Here is a 23,112-nt window from a genome sequence, read left to right on the forward strand (position 1 = left end):
CACAGCTCAATGCTGAATATAAAAAGGTTCATATCTTCGATAGATACGAACCTTTTTTATTGGCCGCAGCACGACTTCAATTTGGCTTATTATCGACGAGGGAAATCCTACCCCATTTATTGCCAGATATAACCAGAGATCAGCGTGTTTAACAAAATACCATTAAAGTTGCGTTCGGCATGGGATGAACCATTATGGCCTGCACCAAAACACACGTGTAGCGGTAATAAATGTTCTTCCCGCGGATGACTAAAACGCGCTTCAGGGGCTGATTGCCAATGAGTTAACGCTGTTTTTACCTCGGCAGAACTAACACTTGTCGTTAAAGTTTGCGTCAACCAATGATCAAATTCTGCACTGCGGCTTTGCACTGTGAGATCGCTTGAGAAAAATGCCCGCATATTGTGAAACGACATGCCAGACCCCACGATCAACACCCCTTGGTCCCGCAGCGGCGCTAAAGCCTCCCCAATCGCTATATGGGTTTTAGGATCGAGGCTGTGGACTAACGACATCTGCACCACGGGAATATTCGCCTCAGGATACATCAACTTAAGTGGTACAAAGGTACCGTGATCAAATGCGCGTTCGCTATCTAAGCGGGCTGCGATGCCCTTATCCGCTAGCATATTCGCAATCTGTGCGGCTAATTCTGGCTCACCGGGTGCAGGATATGTCAGCTGATAAGCCTCAGGTGGAAATCCATAGTAATCATACAAAATACTTGGCTTTGGGCTACTCGACAAAGTCACCACAGATTCTTCCCAATGGGCAGTGATCAACACAATCGCCTTCGGAGTTGGCATTGGCGCTGTTACTGAAGTTAAAAATGCACGCAACTCCCTATGATTAACATCATTGAGCAAAGGCATAGGGCCACCACCATGGGGCACAAATAGCACAGGCATACGACTCGCGTTAACTTGCATCATAATCCTCTCGTGTTGATTAACTTATATCTGTACTACTGGCTTTAAACTCAGCATTTCTCGCTTAACTCACTGTTCTACATAACACTTCAATGCACGCTTAAAATGCGGAGCGATTCAGCACCAACTGCCGCTGAAATTGCACTAAACGCTCAATAATTTCATCCAGTTTGATAACCAGAAAGAGGCCAGCCGATAAACTCAATGCCGGCAGTGCATTAATCGGCGCTTCATAGTTAAAGTGGAAATAAATCGCCCCCAGCATAATCGCCAGTAAACCGCTCGCCGATAGCACTCGGTAGTCACGTAGACACAACCCAAGGGCACCAATCACTTCCATCAAACCAATAAAATAGCCAAATCCGGTGGGAAGATTCATCAAAGTAAACGGAACATGGAACATAGGCACGCCAAATAACTTGGCAAATCCCGAGATAAAAAACACTATGCTCATCGCCAGTGTGACGGTTGCGGTGGCGCGATTGAGTGTATTGGCACAAAGGAATAACTTCTGTGTATCAACCTCTGCATCTAAGCCATTGATACTTGAACCCTTGGTATTACATAAGTTTGAAAATCGCATCGCACACACACCATTGATCTTAATATTGCCGTCAGTCTTGGGCATAAATTCGCAGACGACGAGCGAGAATGGAATCGATTATGAGCCGATAAAAGATAAATAAATATGGAATAAAATCTAATATCTCATAAACTAATAATTTATGACTTGTGAGCAATCCTTGTGACCTTAGACCAACTGCTGATGTTTAAAACCGTAGCTGAGGCGGGCTCACTCAAAGCTGCCAGTGACAAGCTGCATAAAACCCAACCCGCCATTAGTCAAAGTATCAAACAGTTAGAATCTCAACTCGATCTCATCTTATTTAACCGTGAAGGTTATCGACTCGCCATCACAGAGCAAGGTCGAAAACTGCTGCAACATTCCCAGCGGGTGCTGAATGAAGCGCAGGAAATGAAGCAAGTGGCGAAACATTTAGCCAAAGGTAACGAAGCAAGCATCACCTTAGCTTTTGAAGCCTCCTTTAATCTCGCTCGAATTTTGCCGATTTTAGAGCTGACTCAAAATAAGTTTCCCTATACCCAAATTATTCTCAAACAAGAGTTTTTAACTGGTGCACTCGAAGCGCTGAATCAAGATAAAGCTGAAATCATCATCTCCGCAGGCGGAATTGAGCCCATACGTTCGAGCCATTTAGAATTAGCCTATCTTTTTTCCGGTAGCCTTCTCGATGTTGCAGCACCGCGCATGCTTGAGCGTCATCCGACACTGACCTATGCACGAGAGCTCGTTAATGAATACCAAATCGTGATCCAAGATACAGGCTCAGGCACTGCGAATATTGAGTTTGGGGTACAGGCGGGGCAACGACGTTGGTATGTTAATGATTTTTACACCAAAAAAATGCTTATTCAAAGTGGTATGGGCTGGGGCAAACTGCCGCACTATATGATTGAAGATTCACTCAAACAGGGCGCATTGATTGCACTGGATCTGCGTGAAAGGCAAAACAATATTCAACTCGATTACTATGTGATGCGAAAACCCCACTCACCTTTAGGCCCCGTCGCCCAAGCACTCTGGCAAAAGCTGATCGCCTTTGCTGCTGATGAACTTACATAGTTAAAAAGTAAAAAGGGCCAACTGGCCCTTTTAAATCAAACAAAAACTACTGTATTTCTTGTTTGGCAATGGCACGATCTAACTTAGCTCGTTCAACTTCGGGTGACGCCTTAATAGCGTTCACTAAGCTGATGAGATCTGTGCCTTCTTCAGCGGCTAACAAGAGTAAATTACTCTTATTCTGCCAATCCACTTTCAGGCCATGAGCTTTTGCAAAATCCGCAGCTGAAACACCAGGTTTGAGCTTAACAACCAATTTTCCTGTCATTTCTGCAAATGGCTTACCAGACTGAGTTACCACTTTTTGCCCTTTCGTCAACTGTTTTGCTTGCTTCACGCCCGCGTCAGTTTTGACGTAATACTGGGTATCAGTTCCTAAAAACTCAGCACGACTCACGGTGACCCCTTTTGTTTCGCCTTGAGGGTCAATCAAATCAACTTTGTCATGTGCCATAACTTGTGCAGATAACGTAAGAGCAACTGCAACTAATGATAAATTCAACGCTTTCATTTAATACTCCTTAAGATGCAGACTTGGCAGCATGGCCATGGAAACGAATTGACCAACCTTTTAGTTTTCCATCAGCTTCATTAGGAATAGAGATATAACCTTGATCATATTTGATAAATTTATAGCTACCACTATTCACATCAATAAGCTTGATAGTCCATTCTCCCTTAGCTGATTCACCATAGAAAGCATTAGACAGCATAGGCGTTGCATCAAAGCCTGTAATGAGATCTTCAGGATCTGTTTTATCCATAACACCTTGATATACCATACCATTATAAGGTGTCATTAATACACTTTTCGTTCCTGCTGGAGATATTAGCTCAACAGCAAGATCCGGTAGACGTAAGTGATCTGCCGTTAACTCGATTTGTACAGCTTCAATGATTAAATCATCCGCTACCATCTGAGTATCACTAACACCATTGACGTCCGCGTCAGGAATAGCTTTTGCCAATTCTTGGCTCGCTTGCCATTCAGTTACCACGTATTCACCTAAATCCTCAGCATAGGATTTAGCCAATTTTACCGCTTCGCTTACGTTAACTCGGCCGAAACCATAAAAATTATGGAATGAATAACCCGCAGCATTTTGTTGCCATCCCGGAATAGCAGCATATTCTGGAGCACCTTCACCCTCACCCTCACCAATAGTAACGGTTTTAGTCGCAATATCAGCATTCACTTTAGTTGATGTTTTGGCTAGAACATGACGTACATCACGCCAAGTCAAATCAGGATTTGCACTCATGATCACGGCGACTGCACCTGAAGTATTTGGTGCCGCTGATGAGGTACCGTTCATCGTTGAAGTGTAATCACAATTTGAGTTTAAAGGATGTAATCCACCATGGAACGGCGTACTTGGGCGATCTTCTGCAATCGCAGAGCCATTCTCACAACCTACACGATCTGTTGTCACTATTGCTGGGTTATCTTCACCGTATTCACCACCAGGTGCAGTAACAAAAATGTTAGAACCTACAGATGAATAGCTCGATAACACGCCTTTAGCATTGATTGCACTAACGACTAAGTTGTAGACGTTTGCATTATCACTGGACATGTTTGAATTATGGAAAGGTAATCCATGGTTAGCAGGGTTTTCGGCTGTAGCAGAAAAATAATCACCTGGAAGCCAAAAGGTACTGAAACGGTAATAGTCATAACCATTACCTGCAGATTTAACGAAAATACTCCCTTTTCCATCAAAGCTCTGAGTGGCCACATCGCGATATACCTCAGACTCATCCTCATCAAAACCGTGTGGGAAAGGAACACTGTAACCATAGCTTTGGTTAAAAACACGCGCACTGTCGCTGTAAGCACTAGCGCCATGTGATTTAGTAAAATTTTCAAATGTTTGAACATTTGTCACTTTACCTGTCGGATCGAAATCTAAGAAGTTAAAACCAATTAGTTGTGCCTTTGGGGCGACACCACGACCACCAATACCGTTCCAACCTTCTGCTGCGATAATCCCGCCCACTGCAGTGCCGTGACCAGATTCACCCGAAAAAGGAGTAGGATCAACTGAACCTGTGATCAGATTATACGATCCTCCCTTGACAGTATTATTGACCAGATCGGGATGAGAAATTTCCAAGCCATCATCCACAACGGCAACTGTGATGCCTTGACCCATAACTTGCTTTGAAATTGCTTCACTAACATTCATGTCTTCGCCAGCGATACCACGATTCAATGCAAAAGAATTCTGGCCTGTGTTTTTCAAATGCCATTGATAAGCATATAAGGGATCGCCATTTTTGATATGAATTGTTAATGTGCCCTCAGCTTGATACTGACCGTCAGATACTTTAAATCTGACAACATCAGTGCCTTCACTGGCATTGGAAGCATAAGTAAATTCACCGGTACTTTTATTAACTAAAGTCAAAGTACCTAGTTTTAAATCAGTTGGATCAACTAAAGAGTAAGTCAAACCGCCTTCGGCATCTGTCGCATCTAATTTGCCAGTAAATAATAGAGACTGCGACACATCAATGGTCATATCGGCAGTTGTTGGTGCTGTGTTGATCTTAGCGACTGGCTCTGGAGCCTTTTTGTCACTTCCACAACCTGCCAATAAGGCGGCCGTGATGCTTAATGCAACAATGGACATACGCATGGATAGACATTCCTTCTTGTCATTACATCTTATAATTTAATATTGGATAGCTAGAATTTACTCGCCTTTTATCCGCATTAAATACTGTTATTTTAGTTATTATTTAACCACCAAAAAACCAATATTAGCATTTGATGGTGATACATCTTTTAACACACAAGTAATCAAAATGAAAACAACAATAAACAGAAAAGTAGATTTAATGTGAGCTAAGCATCCATGCACAAAAATAGCAACAGCCTTAACCTCTCATTTGCAAATGAGATAAATACCTACAAAATCAAAAAATTAAGTCAAACCAATAAATATTTAAGTAAATAAAAGCTATTTGGTAGAATGTTTAAAATTTAAAATAAATTGTTACATATTTACGAAAGATGCATATTTTACAGCATGAAATACCTATTAATGTGAGAAATAAATACGCTAAAGCAAGTATGAAAAAACATACTTAGTCTAAATGCCGAACAGCAATATTATTAAAAAACTATTCTTATGGCGGGTTGAAAAGAGAGAATACATATAAGAATCACTAACCATACTCAGAAGACTAGAATCCATCAACTTGATCTTACTGACTCATATTTAACTTTATAACCCAAGGTATAAGGTTAATCTCGAAAAGTAATAGGCTATTGAGGAAATAAACTATTATCTTTGGCGCTAATGAGTTAATTGTCATTTCGTGCAAGCATAAAAAAACCCTCAATATTGAGGGTCTTTATAAAATACTATATACGAGTTTTCACGAACATTAAACCTTAGCTAAGGTGCGCTCTTTAGCGCTCCAATCTAAGTGATATTTCTCGCCTGCTGGGGTATCGATACGCTCAAAGGTATGAGAGCCGAAAAAGTCACGCTGACCTTGGAGTAAGTTCGCTGGTAATGTTTCGCAGCGGTAACTGTCGTAATATGCCAGTGCTGAGCTAATACACGGCGCTGGAATACCTTGCATTACCGCAGTCGCTACCGCAGTGCGCCATAGGCCTTGCTTTTCAGACAAGGCAGACGCAAAACTGTCCGCCATCAACAGATTGCTAAGATCAGATTTGTCTTCATAGGCTTGAGTGATTGATTGCAAGAAAGTCGCGCGAATAATACAACCCGCACGCCAAATTTTTGCAATTTCAGCAAAGTCTAACTGCCATTTTTGTTCATGAGCCGTCATCGCCATCAACTGGAAGCCTTGGGCGTAACAACACACTTTCGCGCAATATAACGCGCTTTCAAGGGCTTCAATCAACAGTGCTTTTTGTGCGTCATCGATAACAGGTGCATTTGGCCCAGCCAATTTCTGGCTGAGTTGTAGACGTAAGGATTTTTGGGTACTTATGGCGCGCGCATACACAGCTTCAGCAATCGTCGGCGCCGGACAGCCAATTTGTAAACTGCTCACGGCCGTCCACAAACCCGTGCCTTTTTGGCCCGCTTTATCTAAGATCATTTCCACCAGCGGTTTACCCGTTAATGGATCGACCTGTTTTAATACTTCGGCACTGATCCCCATCAAATAGCTGTTTAAACTGCCTTTGTTCCAGCGTTCAAACACATCGCCCACTTCCGATGCACTCATGCCTAAACCGTCATGCAGCATTTGATACGCTTCGCAAATCAACTGCATATCAGCGTATTCGATACCGTTGTGCACCATTTTCACATAATGGCCAGCACCCGCGGGGCCAATATAAGTCGTGCATGGCTCGCCTTCTGTCACTGGATTACCCGGCTCGAAGCGTTCGATAGGTAGCCCAGTTTTGGTATCAACCTTAGCGGCAATCGCTTTCCAAATCGGCGCAACATGGTGCCATGCATCGATATCACCGCTAGGCATAAGTGAGGGTCCAAAACGCGCACCGACTTCGCCGCCCGAAACTGCAGAGCTGAAAAATACAAACTGCCCTTTGTAGCGCGCTTCACGCTCAACAGTGTCAGTCCATAAACTGTTTCCTGTGTCGATAACAATATCGTCGGACTCAATTCCGGCAGAAATCAAGGCACTACAGACACCATCGACGGGGGCACCAGCAGGAACAGAAAGCACAAGAATACGGGGTTTTGTGAGACTGGCTAACATTTCGGTAAGATTAGCACAGCCAAGAATGCGAGATTCGAGTCCAGCACGTTCCTGTTTTTCTTGCTGTATTACACCATTAACTTTAACAGGATCGAGGTCAAACGCGCTGACGTGATATTGGTTATCTGCGATGTTTAGCGCAAGGTTTTTACCCATAACACCAAGGCCAATTACGCCGATATCATTAAGATTGCTGTGGTTTTGCATTATATTATTCCCACGGGTCACAGAGGTTAGAGCTAACCAATTTTGAGGCGTAATTATACCGATCTTTGTAACTTAATTACCAGAGACATACGATTGGCAATTTCGATTGTGCCGAAAGTACCAATCGTTTAGGTCTCATTTTATCCAATATAAGCGTCAATTAATGGGCGAGTTTAAGCCCTAAAACCCCCAGTAAGATCAGTATCAAACTGGTGATTTTCAGTAAGCTAACGCCTTCTCCTAAGAGGATAATTCCCGCAATCGCCGTACCCATAGCACCAATGCCGACCCACACGCCGTAAGCCGTACCAATAGGCAAATGCTTAACCGCGAGTCCTAGTAGCAACACACTCACTGCCATCGACGCTACTGTAAAGATACTTGGCCACAAACGCGTAAAACCGTCGGTATATTTAAGCCCTATAGCCCAACCAATTTCAAATAAACCCGCAAGAACTAATAAGAACCAACTCATAGTGAACTCCCATAAAGGGGTCGTCCCCATGTTAGATTAGGCGTATTTAGGGTCGTCCCTAAGCCATTTGATTACAGTAAAACTGTAGGTGATATAGCTGTACGTGATGAGAATGCAAGACTAGCAAATTTGAGGTGAAAATTTCAATCTTTGATTTTGCCGAAATAAGAAATGCCATGCGCAAAAAGGCGATAGCAAGCTTGGTCAGTTTACTATCACCTTAATATTTCAACTCTCTATAAGACCTTTACACTCTTCCTATAAAAGCCTTTACGCTCTATTTCTTACACTAAAGCATCGGCATAACCCATGCGAGTGAGCGCGGTACGCACTAACTCTAAGGTCTGTGGATCTTCTATAGTCGCTGGCGCGGTATATTGCTGATTATCGGCAATTTTTCGCATAGTACCGCGTAAAATTTTACCAGAGCGCGTTTTAGGTAATTTTTGAATCGCACTGACTAACCTAAAGGAGGCGACGGGACCAATTTCTTGGCGTACTAGGGTTATTAACTGTTTATGCAGCTCTTCATCACTAATCGTCACGCCTTTCTTGAGTACCACTAATCCGAGGGGAACTTGGCCCTTAAGCGCATCATCTACCCCAATTACCGCGGCTTCGGCCACATCAGGGTGTTGACATAACACTTCTTCGAAGCGCCCCGTCGATAGCCTGTGCCCCGCTACATTTATGATGTCATCGATACGACTCATAATGTAGAGATAGCCGTCTTCATCGGTATAACCCGCATCGCCAGTTAAGTAGTAACCCGGATACATAGACAAGTAACTATCTTGATAGCGTTGATCATTTTGCCACAGTGTCGTCAATGTCCCCGGCGGTAGAGGCAATTTAATCACCACATTACCCGAAGTATTGGCCGCAACTTGCTCACCTAATTCGTCCAGCACTTCAACCGCATAACCTGGCACAGGTAAAGCTGGCGAACCCGGTTTAATGGTAACTGGTGCTGTACCCATCAAATTTGCTGCGACAGGCCAGCCCGTTTCGGTTTGCCACCAGTGATCAATAACAGGTTTAGCGAGTTTAGTGTGTGCCCAGACTAAGGTATCGGGATCGCAACGCTCCCCCGCCAAAAAAACATATTTAAGACAAGCTAAATCAACACCTTGTAGATACTCACCATCAGGGTCTTCACGCTTGATTGCGCGAATAGCCGTCGGCGCGGTGAAGAAGCTTTTGACCTTATATTTGGCAATCGTGCGCCAAAATGCGCCGGGATCTGGCGTACCGACAGGTTTGCCTTCATACATTAAGGTTGTAGCGCCCACCAGCAGCGGTCCGTACACAATGTAAGAATGACCCACAACCCAACCCACATCAGACGCAGCCCAAAACACATCACCCGCTTGAATATCGTAAATATGCTGCATCGACCAAGCCAGAGCCACGGCATGGCCACCATTATCGCGTACCACACCTTTAGGCTGACCCGTGGTGCCTGAGGTATAAAGCACATACAAGGGATCGGTAGCCTTAAGCGCGACACAGTCGGCCTTAGGTGCAGTTGCTAATGCGGCTTGCCAATCTAAGTCACGGCCCTCAAGCAAATCAGCCTGATACTGGCTACGATTCAAAATTAGGCAGTGATCAACCTGATGCACTGACTGAGCTAACGCTTTATCTAACAGAGGCTTGTAAGGGATCACGCCCGAAGGCTCAATGCCACAGGATGCCGACAAGACCAATTTAGGCTTAGCATCATTGATCCGAGTCGCGAGTTCATTGGCGGCAAAGCCACCAAAAACCACCGAATGAATCGCACCTATGCGGGCACAGGCCAGCATAGCGAAGGTGGTTTCCGGCACCATAGGCATATAAATCACCACACGGTCGCCCTTCCCTATACCAATAGATTGCATAAAGCCCGCGAGTCGGCTCACTTGAGCCTGTAACTCCCCGTAGCTAATGCCGTATTCAGTATCAGTAACAGGACTCACATACTGGATAGCCACTTGGTCACCGCGTCCAGCCAACACATGGCGGTCAACGGCGTTATAACAAGTGTTCATCTCACCATCGGCGAACCAGTGATAAAACGGTGCCTGCGATTCATCGAGCACAGTTTGCGCCGGCTTAATCCAATCGAGCGTCTTCGCCGCTTCTCCCCAGAATTCGGCTTTATTAAGCAAGGATGCTTGGTGCAACGCTTGATGTTTTTGTTGGTTCTGTTTTTGATTTGTGGCTTGCGCTACAGATGCATTTTGCTGTTCGGTCAACATATGTCCTCCAATCAGGACTGCGACTCACATCGTCAGCCGCAATAACTACCCCTTCCTGCTTCTATTATTAGCAAGGAGGTCTAAAGCCCACTATTAGACGTTAGCCTATAACCAGAAGATATTTGTGGTTTTATGTGAGAACACTAATTTAAAGCACACGTTTTAATCTCGCTGCACAGGCTGATGGCAATTGGGATTGACACTTTTTTGCCAACAGAATAAAAGCCAAAATCTTTACCTTTACGTAAACTTCATATATCTTGCTTAAAACTGATTATTTAGGGTGCATGAATGAGCGCAACGAACACACCACAAACGACTTACTCGATCAGTGATCTCTCAAAAGAGTTTGATATCACTACTCGTAGTATTCGTTTTTACGAAGACCAAGGTTTGCTTAAACCTAAACGCCGCGGCCAAACCCGTATTTATAGCCTCAAAGACAGGGTGCGTCTCAAGCTCATTCTTCGCGGTAAACGCTTGGGCTTTTCTTTGGCAGAAACCCGTCGTTTGTTCGAATTATACGATGCCGACAAGAGCAGCACCTCACAGCTCAATACCATGCTGGCGCTAGTGGAAGAAAAGAAGTCCGCACTACAACAGCAAATGGACGACATCAAAGTCGTATTAATGGAACTCAATTCCGCCGAGCAGCAGTGCCGTTTAGCCTTAGAAGATAACAAAACGGCAAAAGCCTAAATCCCCGTTAACACAAAATCAAATCAATTTGATGGCGATAACGACTACGGATTTAAGTACAAGATTTAAAAGACTCAAGCACCTAAAAATCATAAAAACTATAACAATCTGAAATTAGAACATCTGAAAGGACACAAGCAATGAACTCTCTCTACACAAGTCTGAATTTTGGCCTAGGCGAAGACGTCGATATGCTGCGCGATGCAGTGCAGGATTTTGCCGCGAATGAAATCGCCCCAATTGCCGCGAAAGTGGATCACGACAATGCCTTTCCCAATGAACTTTGGCCTGTGCTTGGAGGAATGGGACTGCTCGGAGTAACTGTACCCGAAGAGTTCGGTGGCGCGAACATGGGCTACCTAGCCCACGTCGTGGCGATGGAAGAAATCTCCCGCACATCAGCTTCTATCGGCCTAAGTTACGGCGCCCACTCAAACCTGTGTGTCAATCAAATCAACCGTAACGGTAATGCAGCGCAAAAAGCCAAGTACCTGCCAAAATTGGTGAGCGGTGAGCATATTGGCGCTCTGGCCATGAGTGAGCCAAACGCGGGTTCTGACGTGGTTTCGATGAAGCTGCATGCCCGTAAAGAAGGCGACCGATTCATCTTAAACGGCAACAAAATGTGGATCACTAACGGTCCAGATGCACACACCTATGTCATTTACGCGAAAACCGACTTAACCAAAGGCGCACACGGTATTACCGCCTTTATCGTTGAACGTGATTCGAAAGGTTTTAGCCAAGCGCAAAAGCTCGACAAACTCGGCATGCGCGGCTCTAACACCTGCGAACTGGTGTTTGAAGATGTAGAAGTACCAGAAGAAAACATTTTAGGCGGCCTCAATAACGGCGTAAAAGTGCTGATGAGCGGCCTAGATTACGAGCGTGTCGTACTGTCTGGCGGTCCGCTGGGGATCATGAATGCCTGTATGGACATCGTTGTGCCTTACATCCACGAGCGTGAGCAATTTGGCAAATCCATCGGTGAATTCCAACTAGTGCAAGGCAAGTTAGCCGACATGTACACAGGTATGAATGCCGCCAAATCCTATGTCTATAACGTGGCAAAATCCTGCGATCGCGGTGAAACCACCCGTAAAGATGCCGCAGGCGCCATTCTTTATAGCGCAGAACTCGCCACCAAAATGGCACTGGATGCAATTCAACTGCTAGGCGGCAATGGCTATGTCAACGAATACGCCACTGGCCGCTTACTGCGTGATGCCAAGCTGTATGAAATCGGCGCCGGCACATCAGAAATTCGCCGCATGCTGATTGGCCGCGAACTGTTCAATGAGTCGAAATAACGCGAGTTTAAATAATCTCTCACAAGTGAATGGGTAGCACCTCACTGTAACTTACAGTTTGCGCCACCCATTCGAGCAAGGTGATACCGAGTTTCCGCTTTATAAGGACAATCAAAGTGACGCAAATAAGCAGTCGTATCAACGCCCGTAGCGATGAATTTAAAGCAAAATCAGACGATATGGCCGCCCTAGTGGCCGATCTTAAAACTAAACTCAATAAAATCGAACTCGGCGGCGGCCCTGTGGCGCTAGAGCGCCATTTATCCCGCGGTAAATTACTGCCACGTCAGCGGGTTGAAAAGCTGCTTGATGCAGGCTCGCCCTTTTTAGAACTGTCGCAATTTGCGGCGTTTGAAGTTTATGACGAAGAAGTGCCCGCAGCAGGCATTATCGCTGGTATCGGCCGTGTGAGCGGTGTTGAGTGCATGATCATCGCCAACGACGCTACAGTTAAAGGCGGCACTTACTACCCGATTACCGTTAAAAAACATCTACGCGCCCAAGATATTGCCAGCCGTTGTCACTTGCCTTGTATCTATTTAGTCGACTCGGGCGGCGCTAACCTGCCTCGCCAAGATGAAGTCTTCCCCGACCGCGACCATTTCGGCCGCATCTTTTACAATCAAGCGCAAATGTCCGCTAAGGGCATCCCCCAAATTGCAGTAGTGATGGGCCTGTGTACCGCAGGCGGCGCCTATGTGCCAGCCATGGCGGATGAATCGATTATCGTAAAAGATCAAGGCACTATCTTCTTAGCCGGCCCACCATTAGTCAAAGCGGCCACAGGTGAAGAAGTCAGCGCCGAAGAGTTAGGCGGCGCCGAAGTGCACACAAAAATTTCCGGCGTAGCCGATCATTTAGCCCAAAACGATGAGCACGCGTTAGAGCTTGCCCGCCGCGCGGTATCACGCCTGAATCATCAAAAAGAAATCAAATCACTCTTAAGTCCTGTCAAACCACCGAAGTTCGACATTAGCGAACTGTACGGCATTGTCGGCACCGACTTGAAAAAGCCCTTTGATGTCAAAGAAGTGATCGCCCGTATCGTCGATGATTCTGATTTTGATGAGTTTAAAGCCAACTATGGTGCAACGTTAGTGTGCGGTTTTGCTCGAATTCACGGCTACCCAGTCGGCATTGTCGCCAACAACGGCATTCTGTTCTCTGAGTCGGCGCAAAAAGGCGCGCACTTTATTGAACTGTGCTGCCAGCGCAAAATTCCGCTGCTGTTTCTACAAAACATCACCGGCTTTATGGTGGGTAAAAAGTACGAACACGAAGGCATAGCCAAACACGGCGCTAAAATGGTGACCGCGGTTTCTTGCGCCAATGTACCTAAATTTACTGTGATTATCGGCGGCAGCTACGGCGCGGGTAACTACGGCATGTGTGGCCGCGCGTTCGAACCGACCATGATGTGGATGTGGCCTAATGCCCGTATTTCTGTGATGGGCGGAGAGCAAGCGGCTGGCGTACTCGCCACAGTGCGCCGCGACGGTTTAGCCCGTAAAGGTGAAGAATGGTCACTTGAGGATGAAAAAGCCTTTAAAGCGCCGATTGTCGCCCAGTACGACAAAGAAGGTCATCCGTATCATGCCAGCGCCCGTTTATGGGATGACGGCATTATTGATCCAGCGCAAACCCGCGATGTGGTCGGCCTTGCCCTATCGGCGGCGTTAAACGCCCCTATCGAAGACACCCGCTTTGGTGTGTTCCGTATGTAGAAGGCATATGTGAAAAACATATGTCACACAAGAAGATAGGGAAAAGAATAATGACAGATACATTAAACAGCACTAGCGGCACAAAGGATTTAAGCAACTTGCAGCACGTCACTTACGCGCTCAATAACGGCGTTGCCGAGCTTATTCTTGACCGAGCAGAAGTACACAACGCCTTCGATGAAGTGATGATTAGCGAGATGATTAGCGTCCTTAGCTATTTTGCTGAGCACAAGCAATGCCAAGTGCTGGTACTCAAAGCGAACGGCAAAAACTTCAGCGCCGGCGCCGATCTCAATTGGATGCGCAAACAAGCCAAAATGGACTTTGAGCAAAATCTAAATGATGCCAAAGCCTTAGCAAAACTGATGCAGGATCTTGATACCTTTCCTAAGCCCACCATTGCACTAGTGCAAGGTGCAGCCTTTGGCGGCGCACTGGGGCTGATTTGCGCCTGCGATATCGCTATCGCCACGACGCGCGCCAGCTTTTGCTTGAGCGAAGTAAAACTCGGATTAATTCCAGCAGTAATTAGCCCTTATGTTGCCCGCGCCATGGGTAATCGTGCATCGCGCCGCTACATGCTGACCGCCGAGCGTTTTAGTGCAGAAACCGCATTAAAACTTAACGTCATTCATGAGATCAGCGATGACTTAGACGCCGCCGCAAAGCCTATGATTGACGCGCTGCGAGCCAATAGCCCGCAAGGCATGGCATGGGTAAAAACACTGCTGTCGCATCTTGAAGATGGCGTGATAGACCAAAACACCATTGATTACACTAGCGAGCGTATCGCCCGCATTCGGGTATCAACCGAGGGCCAAGAGGGCTTAAACGCCTTTTTTGAGAAACGTCAGCCTAACTGGCAACAAGCACACTCAACGCCCTCCAAGCCCATGCAAAAGCCAAGTGATACCCAAGGAGCCCTTTGATGTTGACCAAGCACATGTTTACCAAACTATTGATTGCTAACCGCGGTGAAATCGCCTGTCGCATCATCAAAACGGCCCATGCCATGGGCGTTCGCACCGTTGCCCTATATTCCGATGCCGATAAAGAAGCGCGCCATGTCGCCATGGCCGACGAATCCTTCTATTTAGGCGGCAGTGCGCCGGCAGACTCCTATTTAAAGGGCGATTTGATTATCGACATCGCCAAAAAAGCGGGCGCACAAGCGATTCACCCAGGTTATGGTTTCTTATCTGAAAATGCCGACTTTGCCCGTAAATGTGAAGCCGCAGGCATCGCCTTTGTGGGCCCAGGTAGCGACGCTATCGATGCAATGGGCAGCAAAAGCGCCGCTAAATCTATTATGACGGCGGCAAACGTGCCCTTAGTCCCGGGTTATCACGGCGATGACCAAACCGATGCGACCTTAAAAGCGGAGGCACTGAAAATCGGCTTCCCTATGCTGATTAAAGCCGCTTATGGCGGCGGCGGTAAAGGCATGCGTATCGTCGAGAATGAAGGCGAAATCATGGAAGCCGTAAACTCGGCGCGCCGTGAAGCGGCCTCTTCTTTTGGTAACGATAAGTTATTGATGGAGCGTTATTTGCGCCAGCCGCGCCACGTCGAAGTGCAAGTGTTTGCCGACACCTTTGGCAACGCGATTTACTTATCGGATCGCGATTGTTCGATTCAGCGTCGCCACCAAAAAGTGGTCGAAGAAGCACCTGCGCCCGGTTTAAGCGATGCACTGCGTGCCCAAATGGGTGAAGCAGCCGTCGCGGCAGCCAAAGCCATCGATTATGTTGGCGCAGGCACTGTGGAGTTTCTGTTAGATACAGACAATCGCTTCTATTTCATGGAGATGAACACCCGTCTGCAGGTTGAGCATCCCGTGACTGAAATGGTCACAGGCCAAGACTTAGTGAAATGGCAATTGATGGTCGCCAGCGGTCAGCCACTGCCCCTTAAGCAAGATGAAGTGCGGATCCACGGCCATTCTTTTGAAGTACGTATTTACGCCGAAGATCCACAAAATGAGTTTTTACCCGCCAGCGGTAAGCTCAACTTTTTACGTGAACCCGAGCAAAGTAAATACGTGCGTATCGATTCGGGCATTCGCGAAAATGATGTGATCAGTAACTTCTACGATCCTATGATTGCCAAGCTTATTGTTTGGGATGAATCGCGCCCGCGCGCCCTGCAGCGTTTAGTGCATGCGTTAGAGTCGTATCAAATCAGCGGCCTTAAGCACAACATTGAATTTTTGGCGAACATTGCCGAGCACCCAGCGTTTGCCAATGCCGACTTTAGCACTGACTTTATTGGCCGTTATGGCGATACCCTGATTGGCACAGCTTCAAGCGAAGCTGACACTGCCCTTGCCTTTGCCGCGCTATATCAAGTACTTGCCCGTAAAGAAGCCGCCAAAGCGCAAGCGATCAACAGCGCCGATCCTTACTCGCCTTGGGGTCAAGTGAGCGGCTTTAGACTCAACAGTTGCAGTCAGCACAATATTGCCCTGCTCGATGATGCCCATGAATTGCAGCAGTTAGTGATGCTCGATTTAGGCGGCATGTATCAGCTACCGCTGCATGGTCAAGATTGGTTACTAAATGGCGAGCTGAAACAAGATTTACTGCTCGCCGAAATCAACGGCCATAAGAGTAAAGTGCCCGTTAGCGCCCAAGGTGATGACTTTACGCTGTTTTTATCCTCTGGCAGTTACCACTTTAAAGCAGTGCAAACACTCGTAGTCGAAGAACAAGCCAGCAATGCTGACAAGTTAAAAGCGCCCATGAACGGTACGGTAGTGACCCATTTAGTCGATGTCGGCACACAAGTGAAAGCGGGCCAAGGTTTGCTGGTGATGGAAGCCATGAAGATGGAATACACCATCGAAGCCCCCTTTGATGGCATAGTCACTGAGTTCTACTTTAAGGCGGGCGAGCTGGTGACCGATGGCGCAACCTTGCTTAACGTTGAGCCGTTAGAGACAGACGAGCCAACCGCGATCAAGGAAGCCTAAGATGTCGTTAGCCAATCTAAGCCAAGCAGCGAACGCCAAAGACACGGTTAGCATTTTCGAGATGGGCGCACGAGATGGACTTCAAAACGAAGTAACCGTGCCGACGGCAGCTAAAATCGCCTTGATTGAATCGCTGGCAGGTGCGGGGCTTAAGCGCATCGAAGCAGGCAGCTTTGTGTCACCTAAATGGGTGCCACAAATGGCCGATTCTGCCGATGTGCTCAAGCAAATACAGCGTCAAAGCGGCGTGGTGTATAGCGCGCTCACACCTAACGTCAAAGGCTTTGAACTGGCACTGGATGCAAAAGCGAGTGAGGTGGCAATATTTGGCGCCGCCTCACAAAGCTTTAGTCAGCGCAATATCAACTGCTCGATAGAAGAGTCGATTGAACGCTTTATCCCTTTGATGGAATTAGCAAAAAAACACAATATTCCGGTGCGCGGCTATGTGTCCTGTGTGCTCGGCTGCCCCTATGAAGGTGAGATAGCGGTCAGTGAAGTGGCCCGTGTGTCTGAAATCCTTTACAAAATGGGCTGCTACGAAATATCGCTCGGCGACACTATTGGTGTAGGCACGCCGCAAAAAGCCCGTAGAATGCTGCAAACAGTGGCTGAGCGCGTCCCAGTCGAAAAACTGGCGCTACACTTTCACGACACCTATGGCCAAGCATTAGCCAACATTTTGGCCTGTTTAGACTTAGGTGTGCGGGTGTTTGACTCCTCGGTTGCGGGTCTTGGTGGTTGCCCCTATGCCAAAGGCGCATCGGGCAATCTTGCCACCGAAGACTTAGTGTATATGCTGCACGGCATGGGATTCGAAACGGGTATCGATTTACCAAAACTCGCGTTAGCAGGGCAAGCGATCAGCACGCAGTTGAATCGTAAAAACGGTTCGAAAGTGGCCACAGCCCTGTTAGTAAAATAAAACAAAAACCATTAACGACACCAACAACCGTTATTAAAAACGCGCGTTATTTCCCGCGCGTTTTCTAAAGCATAAAAGGACATCACAATGGCAGGACTCAATAAAGTCGTCAGCAGCTATGAAGAAGCGTTAGCAGGCTTATCGGACGACATGACCATTATGGTCGGCGGCTTTGGCCTATGCGGCATTCCAGAAGGCTTGATCAATCAAATGGTTAAGATGGGCGTTAACGGCTTAACGGCGATTTCGAACAACGCGGGCGTTGATGATTTCGGCCTTGGCTTACTGTTAAAACATCGCCAAATCGCCACTATGATCGCCTCTTACGTGGGCGAAAACGCCACTTTCGAGCAGCAAATGCTCTCTGGCGAACTAAACGTGATTTTAACGCCCCAAGGCACATTAGCGGAAAAAATCCGCGCAGGCGGCGCAGGTATTCCGGCATTTTTCACCGCTACAGGCTACGGCACGCCAGTCGCTGATGGTAAAGAAACCCGCGAAATCAAAGGTCGCCATTACGTGTTAGAAGAATCGTTGACCGCAGATTTTGCCTTAGTGCGTGCATGGAAAGCCGATACCATGGGTAATTTGGTATTCCGTAAAACCGCCGCCAACTTTAATCCTATGATGGCGACCGCAGGCAAAATCACTGTGGTTGAAGCCGAGTTTATTGTTGAGCCGGGCGAGCTAGACCCAGATCATATCCACACGCCGGGCATCTATGTTGACCGCGTTATTCAAGGCAAGTTCGAGAAACGTATCGAGCAGCGCACGGTAAAAGCCGCAAAATAAAAGGCGCTGGCAAAACCTTGAAACACAGTTAACGCAATTGGCACTTAACTCCCTAAAGTAAAAACTAAGGGTAAAAACCTAAGAGTAAAGACCAAAGCGTCAAAGCCAAATAGAAAGGATAGATATCATGGCATTATCAAGAGAACAACTGGCTCAGCGCGTCGCCAAAGAATTAAAAGACGGCTACTACGTTAACCTCGGCATTGGCATTCCAACACTGGTGGCCAACTACATTCCCGAAGGCATGGAAGTCATGTTGCAATCGGAAAACGGCCTACTCGGCATGGGCGAATTCCCGACCGAAGACGCCATCGACCCAGATTTAATCAACGCAGGTAAACAAACCGTTACCGCAGTGAAAGGCGCCTCGTTTTTCTCATCGGCGGAAAGCTTTGCCATGATCCGTGGCGGCCATGTGGATTTAACCGTACTCGGCGCCTTTGAAGTCGATGTCAATGGTTCTATCGCCTCGTGGATGATCCCAGGCAAACTCATCAAAGGCATGGGCGGCGCGATGGATTTAGTCGCCGGCGCCGAAAACATTATCGTGACTATGATGCACGCCGATAAATACGGTAATTCTAAGCTACTGCCCGTATGCGAATTGCCACTGACAGGTTATGGCTGCATTAAACGCGTTGTCACAGATTTAGCCTTTATCGAAATCAAAGATGGCGCATTCCATTTACTCGAGCGCGCACCAGGTGTCAGCGTCGAAGAAATCGTCAGCAAAACTGCTGGCAAGTTAATCGTGCCAGAGCATGTACCAGAAATGGTGTTTTAAGCGTTCAGTTTAGCTTTGCTTCTTAACATCACTGCTCAAGTTTTATATATTAAAGCTCAGAAGATAATTCTGAGCTTTTTGTTTATCTAGCAATTAGTTAACGCTGCGACTTGAGAGCTAATCCTAGTCAATTGCACAACTCATTCATTAGATATGAATTACCTGATTAACTCATTAGAGTTGAGCAAATGACCTCTTGAAAAAGCGATAATACGCGCCAAATTGTAGGCTATAGCTCATTGCAGTTCGTGATAAGGATGCGGAACGAATACCTTAAGTCCTATAAAACACTAACTAATTGTATATATTAAACAATGCCAAAATAACACCTAAAAACTATCCGCACAAAGCCAGAGGAAAGCTTATGTACCAGATTGCGATTGTTATATTTGATGAATTTACCGATATCGATTTCTTCTTAATGCGCGATATTCTCGGCCGTACAAAAACCGATTGGACAGTAAAAGTACTCGGGACCAAACCTAGCCACATATCAAGCTTGGGGATGACGGTTGCAACCGATGGTCATGTGGCCGAAGTCGCTGATGCCGACGTGGTATTATTCAGCAGTAGTTACAAAGGCGTACCTGCGGCACTTGCTGATACTGAGTTTATGTCCGCCCTTAAATTAGATCCCACACGACAATTGCTTGGCAGTATCTGCGCGGGGTCATTCTTCTTTGCCAAATTAGGGCTACTCGACAATCTCTCGGCAACGACTCACCCCGATGCAAAACCTGCCCTAGTTGCCATGGGCGTCGATGTAGAAGACTGCGCCCTCGTGATTAATGGCAATATTGCCACTGCGGGCGGCTGCCTTTCCTCAATCTATTTAACGGGTTGGGTTGCGGAGCGTTTATTCGACAGTGCGAAACGCCGCGAAATTCACAGGCAGCTTATTCCTGCCGGGCAAACAGATATTTTTGAAGCATTAATCCAATCCTCCATCTCCGCGGCCATTCGTTAAAAGTGATGTAGATACTCTCGATGAATGAAAAAGATCCCATGATAAAACTTAAAAATCTTCTCGAGGCTATAAAAGCCGAGCATCAAATAACCACCCAGAATGAGCTTGTGGCCTTGCTATCGCAAAATGAATTACTCATTCAGCAAATCCAAGCTGCTGATGCGCAGTATTGGGTCAATTTTGCTAAGAATACCTTCGATGGTTGGTATTGCATTCGAACACCTATGCTCAGTACCTTTCATGTTTATTACCAAGAACATGGACAAAACTGCTGGGGAGAAGATGTTTTTACCGAGCAAAGTGCAGCCATAGCAGCGGTTATTTTTATGTCTGGCATTTGGGAGCAAGCCCCTTAGCACTAAGCAAATAAAAGCCTGCTCACTCATCCTATATCTTCACCTTCACAAATGGCGATATGTAACGAATCATTACGCGACTTTCAATATCGAAATCATCCTGTTAGGGTGAGTGCATAATAACAGACACATTTTTAGCGCTCTGTTTAACTCTCTTATTGCCCAAAGGAGCGGTATCTATGGACTGGCTTATTATTGCACTCGCTGGCTTTTTAGGCGGCATGCTCAATGCGGTTGCAGGTGGTGGCAGTTTTATTACCCTTTTAGCGTTAGTGTTTGTCGGGGTTCCACCGATTGCGGCGAATGCCACGGGGACAGCCGCGCTGCTGCCTGGTTATATCGCCAGCGCATGGCGTTTTAGAAAGGATATCGAATATCCGGCGAGTCTTAGCCTTAAGAATCTGATCTTAATTGCTTTAATTGGCGGGAGTATTGGCGCGGGTATTTTGCTGACCACCAGCGAGCAAGTCTTCGCAAAGCTGATCCCTTGGCTGATTCTACTGGCCACCGCGGCCTTTATTGTTGGCCCTTGGTTACTCAAACGAAGAATCGCTAAGCAAGGCGAAAACACCTCTACGCCAATGTTAAGTCCGATAACGGCACTGATAATGTTGTCGGCTGTGTGTATCTATGGCGGTTATTTTAATGGTGGCTTAGGCATCATACTACTCGCAAGTTTTGGCCTGATGGGGCAAACCAATCTACATGGGATGAACGGACTTAAAAATCTGATTTCAGCCCTGCTCACCGCCATCGCCGTTGTGGTTTATGCCGCGGGCAATGTTATCGATGGGCAATATCTGTTGCTGCTTGCCGTTATGGCGATTGTCGGTGGTTATGTGGGGGCGGCGCTGGCCTACCGTATTTCACAGCCCTTGCTACGCGGCTTTATTGTGATCGTCGGTTTAGCAATGGCCTTAGGCTTTTTCATGCGCTAGTTTTTAATGCGTTAGTTTTCATACGTTAGGCTTTTGATTTGTGAAGCTTAAACTCATAAAAGCTGGACAGACGAATTTTCGATACAAGGTCTCGCCGATAAATTGCCCTTATGTGACTGACTTGTTACTCTGATCCATCCTATAGGAGAACACTGTGATTAAGGATAGCGATGAAACTGATGACCTTGAAGCTGAGGACCTTGAGACTGAGTAAATTAATACCAAAGGCCTTGAAGCTCAGCACCTTAAGTCTTGCCCTGTGTCTTATTGCAAGCTCACCGGCTATTTACGCCGAAACCGCTAGCGCAGAGACCATTAGCGTCAAAACGGAAACGGGTAATATTCAGGTAAAAACCATAGCCCAAGGGTTAGAGAATGTCTGGGGTATGGCATTTTTACCCGATGGCAGTATGCTCGTGACTGAACGTGCTGGCAGAATGCGCATTGTCAGCACCGCAGGCAAAGTGGGTGAACCCTTAACGGGTTTACCGCCTATGTATGACAAAGGTCAAGGTGGTTTACTTGATGTCGTGCTTGCGCCAGATTTTGCCAGCAGCAAAAAAATCTATTTCAGTTATTCAGAACCCGCTGAAGCTGATGCAAGCGAGCTCAATAGCACAGCGGTCAGTTTTGCCACGCTCAATGGTAACAAGCTTGAAAATCTCACCCGCGTTTTTAGTCAGCACCCCAAAATCAACAGCGGCCACCATTTTGGTTCTCGCTTAGTGTGGGCGCCTGACGGCACACTGTTTATCACACTCGGCGATCGCTATAGTGAAAAAGATAGCGCCCAAACATTGGACAATCATTTAGGCAAAGTGGTGCGGATTCATGCCGATGGCTCAGTGCCTAAGGATAACCCCTTCGTCAATACGGCTGGCGCCTTACCCGAGATCTGGTCTATCGGTCATCGCAATATGCAAGGCGCGGCCATTAATCCCACCAGCAAAGTATTATGGACTGGCGAGCATGGACCGCAGGGCGGCGATGAACTCAATATTGATGAGGCGGCTAAAAACTATGGCTGGCCGGTGATCACCTATGGTGAAAATTACGGTGGCGGCAACATCGGCGAAGGCACCCATAAGGTGGGAATGGAGCAACCCGTCTACAAATGGGTTCCCTCGATTGCCACGGCGGGCTTTATGTTTTACACAGGTGATAAATTTCCACAGTGGCGAAATAATCTGTTACTCGCCAGCCTAAAGGGAAAAACACTGGTGCGTTTAGTGCTTGATGGCGACAAGATAATTAAAGAAGAGCGGCTGCTGAAAACTGAATTAGGGCAAAGATTGCGCTCAGTCGTGCAAGGGCCAGATGGACTGATTTATCTCGTAACCGATGAAGCGAAATCAAAAATTTACCAGTTATCGCCGCAGTAATCTTAATCGCTGCACTTTTATCGCAGTGCTTTAACTAAACCATGTTAAC

At 46.7% G+C, this 23,112-nt stretch carries 20 protein-coding genes; 13 read left to right on the forward strand and 7 right to left on the reverse strand.

What is annotated here, in order from left to right; translation table 11 throughout:
* Positions 1–116: 116 nt before the first annotated feature.
* Together L5L98_RS05680 and L5L98_RS05685 are read right to left on the reverse strand one after the other, a co-directional pair.
* Positions 117–932: a DODA-type extradiol aromatic ring-opening family dioxygenase gene (locus L5L98_RS05680; protein WP_263139197.1), complete on the reverse strand. Its 816-nt coding sequence runs from the start codon at positions 930–932 to the stop codon at positions 117–119.
* Positions 933–1,029: 97 nt separating this feature from the next.
* Entirely contained in the window at positions 1,030–1,512 is a 483-nt protein-coding gene (locus L5L98_RS05685; RefSeq protein ID WP_263139200.1) for a DoxX family protein, read from the reverse strand.
* A gap of 162 nt (positions 1,513–1,674) precedes the next feature.
* Here L5L98_RS05685 and L5L98_RS05690 point away from each other — a divergent pair, with 162 nt between their 5' ends.
* Positions 1,675–2,574 (forward strand): LysR family transcriptional regulator, encoded by a 900-nt coding sequence (locus L5L98_RS05690; protein ID WP_263139201.1) that lies wholly within the window; start codon positions 1,675–1,677, stop codon positions 2,572–2,574.
* A gap of 46 nt (positions 2,575–2,620) precedes the next feature.
* On the opposite strand, the gene L5L98_RS05695 is transcribed toward L5L98_RS05690, so the two are convergent.
* The 5 genes from L5L98_RS05695 to L5L98_RS05715 all read right to left on the reverse strand — a co-directional run bounded on the left by L5L98_RS05695 (position 2,621) and on the right by L5L98_RS05715 (position 10,215).
* The gene (locus tag L5L98_RS05695; RefSeq protein WP_263139203.1) at positions 2,621–3,085 is read right to left on the reverse strand and encodes a hypothetical protein; all 465 of its coding nucleotides are present in this window, start codon (positions 3,083–3,085) and stop codon (positions 2,621–2,623) included.
* A 10-nt stretch (positions 3,086–3,095) separates the two neighbouring features.
* On the reverse strand, positions 3,096–5,216 hold the full coding sequence (locus L5L98_RS05700) for a S8 family serine peptidase (RefSeq protein ID WP_263139205.1): 2,121 nt from the start codon (positions 5,214–5,216) through the stop codon (positions 3,096–3,098).
* A gap of 754 nt (positions 5,217–5,970) precedes the next feature.
* Complete coding sequence (gndA, locus tag L5L98_RS05705) at positions 5,971–7,497, reverse strand: NADP-dependent phosphogluconate dehydrogenase (RefSeq protein ID WP_173497694.1); 1,527 nt, start codon at positions 7,495–7,497, stop codon at positions 5,971–5,973.
* A gap of 160 nt (positions 7,498–7,657) precedes the next feature.
* Positions 7,658–7,972 carry a quaternary ammonium compound efflux SMR transporter SugE gene (gene sugE, locus L5L98_RS05710; protein ID WP_173497693.1) on the reverse strand — a complete coding sequence of 105 codons (315 nt, stop codon included), beginning with the start codon at positions 7,970–7,972 and terminating at the stop codon, positions 7,658–7,660.
* A gap of 284 nt (positions 7,973–8,256) precedes the next feature.
* The gene (locus tag L5L98_RS05715; protein ID WP_263139208.1) at positions 8,257–10,215 is read right to left on the reverse strand and encodes a propionyl-CoA synthetase; all 1,959 of its coding nucleotides are present in this window, start codon (positions 10,213–10,215) and stop codon (positions 8,257–8,259) included.
* 291 nt (positions 10,216–10,506) lie between these two features.
* Between L5L98_RS05715 and L5L98_RS05720 the strand changes: the two genes are divergently transcribed.
* The 12 genes from L5L98_RS05720 to L5L98_RS05775 all read left to right on the forward strand — a co-directional run bounded on the left by L5L98_RS05720 (position 10,507) and on the right by L5L98_RS05775 (position 23,063).
* Positions 10,507–10,914, forward strand: coding sequence for a MerR family transcriptional regulator (locus L5L98_RS05720; RefSeq protein ID WP_006082318.1), 408 nt, complete (start codon positions 10,507–10,509; stop codon positions 10,912–10,914).
* Positions 10,915–11,054: 140 nt separating this feature from the next.
* Entirely contained in the window at positions 11,055–12,224 is a 1,170-nt protein-coding gene (locus tag L5L98_RS05725) for an isovaleryl-CoA dehydrogenase (protein WP_198573822.1), read from the forward strand.
* Between the two features lie 116 nt (positions 12,225–12,340).
* Positions 12,341–13,948: a carboxyl transferase domain-containing protein gene (locus L5L98_RS05730; protein WP_011847235.1), complete on the forward strand. Its 1,608-nt coding sequence runs from the start codon at positions 12,341–12,343 to the stop codon at positions 13,946–13,948.
* A 50-nt stretch (positions 13,949–13,998) separates the two neighbouring features.
* Positions 13,999–14,877: an enoyl-CoA hydratase-related protein gene (locus L5L98_RS05735; protein WP_263139220.1), complete on the forward strand. Its 879-nt coding sequence runs from the start codon at positions 13,999–14,001 to the stop codon at positions 14,875–14,877.
* Positions 14,877–16,919: an acetyl/propionyl/methylcrotonyl-CoA carboxylase subunit alpha gene (locus L5L98_RS05740; RefSeq protein WP_263139223.1), complete on the forward strand. Its 2,043-nt coding sequence runs from the start codon at positions 14,877–14,879 to the stop codon at positions 16,917–16,919. The genes L5L98_RS05735 and L5L98_RS05740 overlap by 1 nt, the downstream gene beginning before the upstream one ends.
* A gap of 1 nt (position 16,920) precedes the next feature.
* Positions 16,921–17,844, forward strand: a complete 924-nt coding sequence (locus L5L98_RS05745) for a hydroxymethylglutaryl-CoA lyase (RefSeq protein WP_263139225.1) — start codon at positions 16,921–16,923, stop codon at positions 17,842–17,844.
* A gap of 87 nt (positions 17,845–17,931) precedes the next feature.
* Positions 17,932–18,636: a CoA transferase subunit A gene (locus tag L5L98_RS05750; RefSeq protein WP_028761111.1), complete on the forward strand. Its 705-nt coding sequence runs from the start codon at positions 17,932–17,934 to the stop codon at positions 18,634–18,636.
* Positions 18,637–18,763: 127 nt separating this feature from the next.
* Positions 18,764–19,420 (forward strand): 3-oxoacid CoA-transferase subunit B, encoded by a 657-nt coding sequence (locus L5L98_RS05755; protein WP_173243940.1) that lies wholly within the window; start codon positions 18,764–18,766, stop codon positions 19,418–19,420.
* Between the two features lie 364 nt (positions 19,421–19,784).
* On the forward strand, positions 19,785–20,387 hold the full coding sequence (locus L5L98_RS05760) for a DJ-1/PfpI family protein (RefSeq protein ID WP_263139229.1): 603 nt from the start codon (positions 19,785–19,787) through the stop codon (positions 20,385–20,387).
* Positions 20,388–20,425: 38 nt separating this feature from the next.
* Positions 20,426–20,743: a cytoplasmic protein gene (locus tag L5L98_RS05765; protein ID WP_263139231.1), complete on the forward strand. Its 318-nt coding sequence runs from the start codon at positions 20,426–20,428 to the stop codon at positions 20,741–20,743.
* A gap of 179 nt (positions 20,744–20,922) precedes the next feature.
* Positions 20,923–21,681 carry a sulfite exporter TauE/SafE family protein gene (locus L5L98_RS05770; RefSeq protein WP_263139233.1) on the forward strand — a complete coding sequence of 253 codons (759 nt, stop codon included), beginning with the start codon at positions 20,923–20,925 and terminating at the stop codon, positions 21,679–21,681.
* 170 nt (positions 21,682–21,851) lie between these two features.
* Positions 21,852–23,063, forward strand: coding sequence for a PQQ-dependent sugar dehydrogenase (locus L5L98_RS05775; protein WP_263139235.1), 1,212 nt, complete (start codon positions 21,852–21,854; stop codon positions 23,061–23,063).
* Positions 23,064–23,112 lie beyond the last annotated feature (49 nt).

Origin of the sequence: Shewanella sp. SM23 (assembly GCF_025654295.1) — a bacterium.
Lineage (GTDB): Bacteria > Pseudomonadota > Gammaproteobacteria > Enterobacterales > Shewanellaceae > Shewanella > Shewanella oncorhynchi.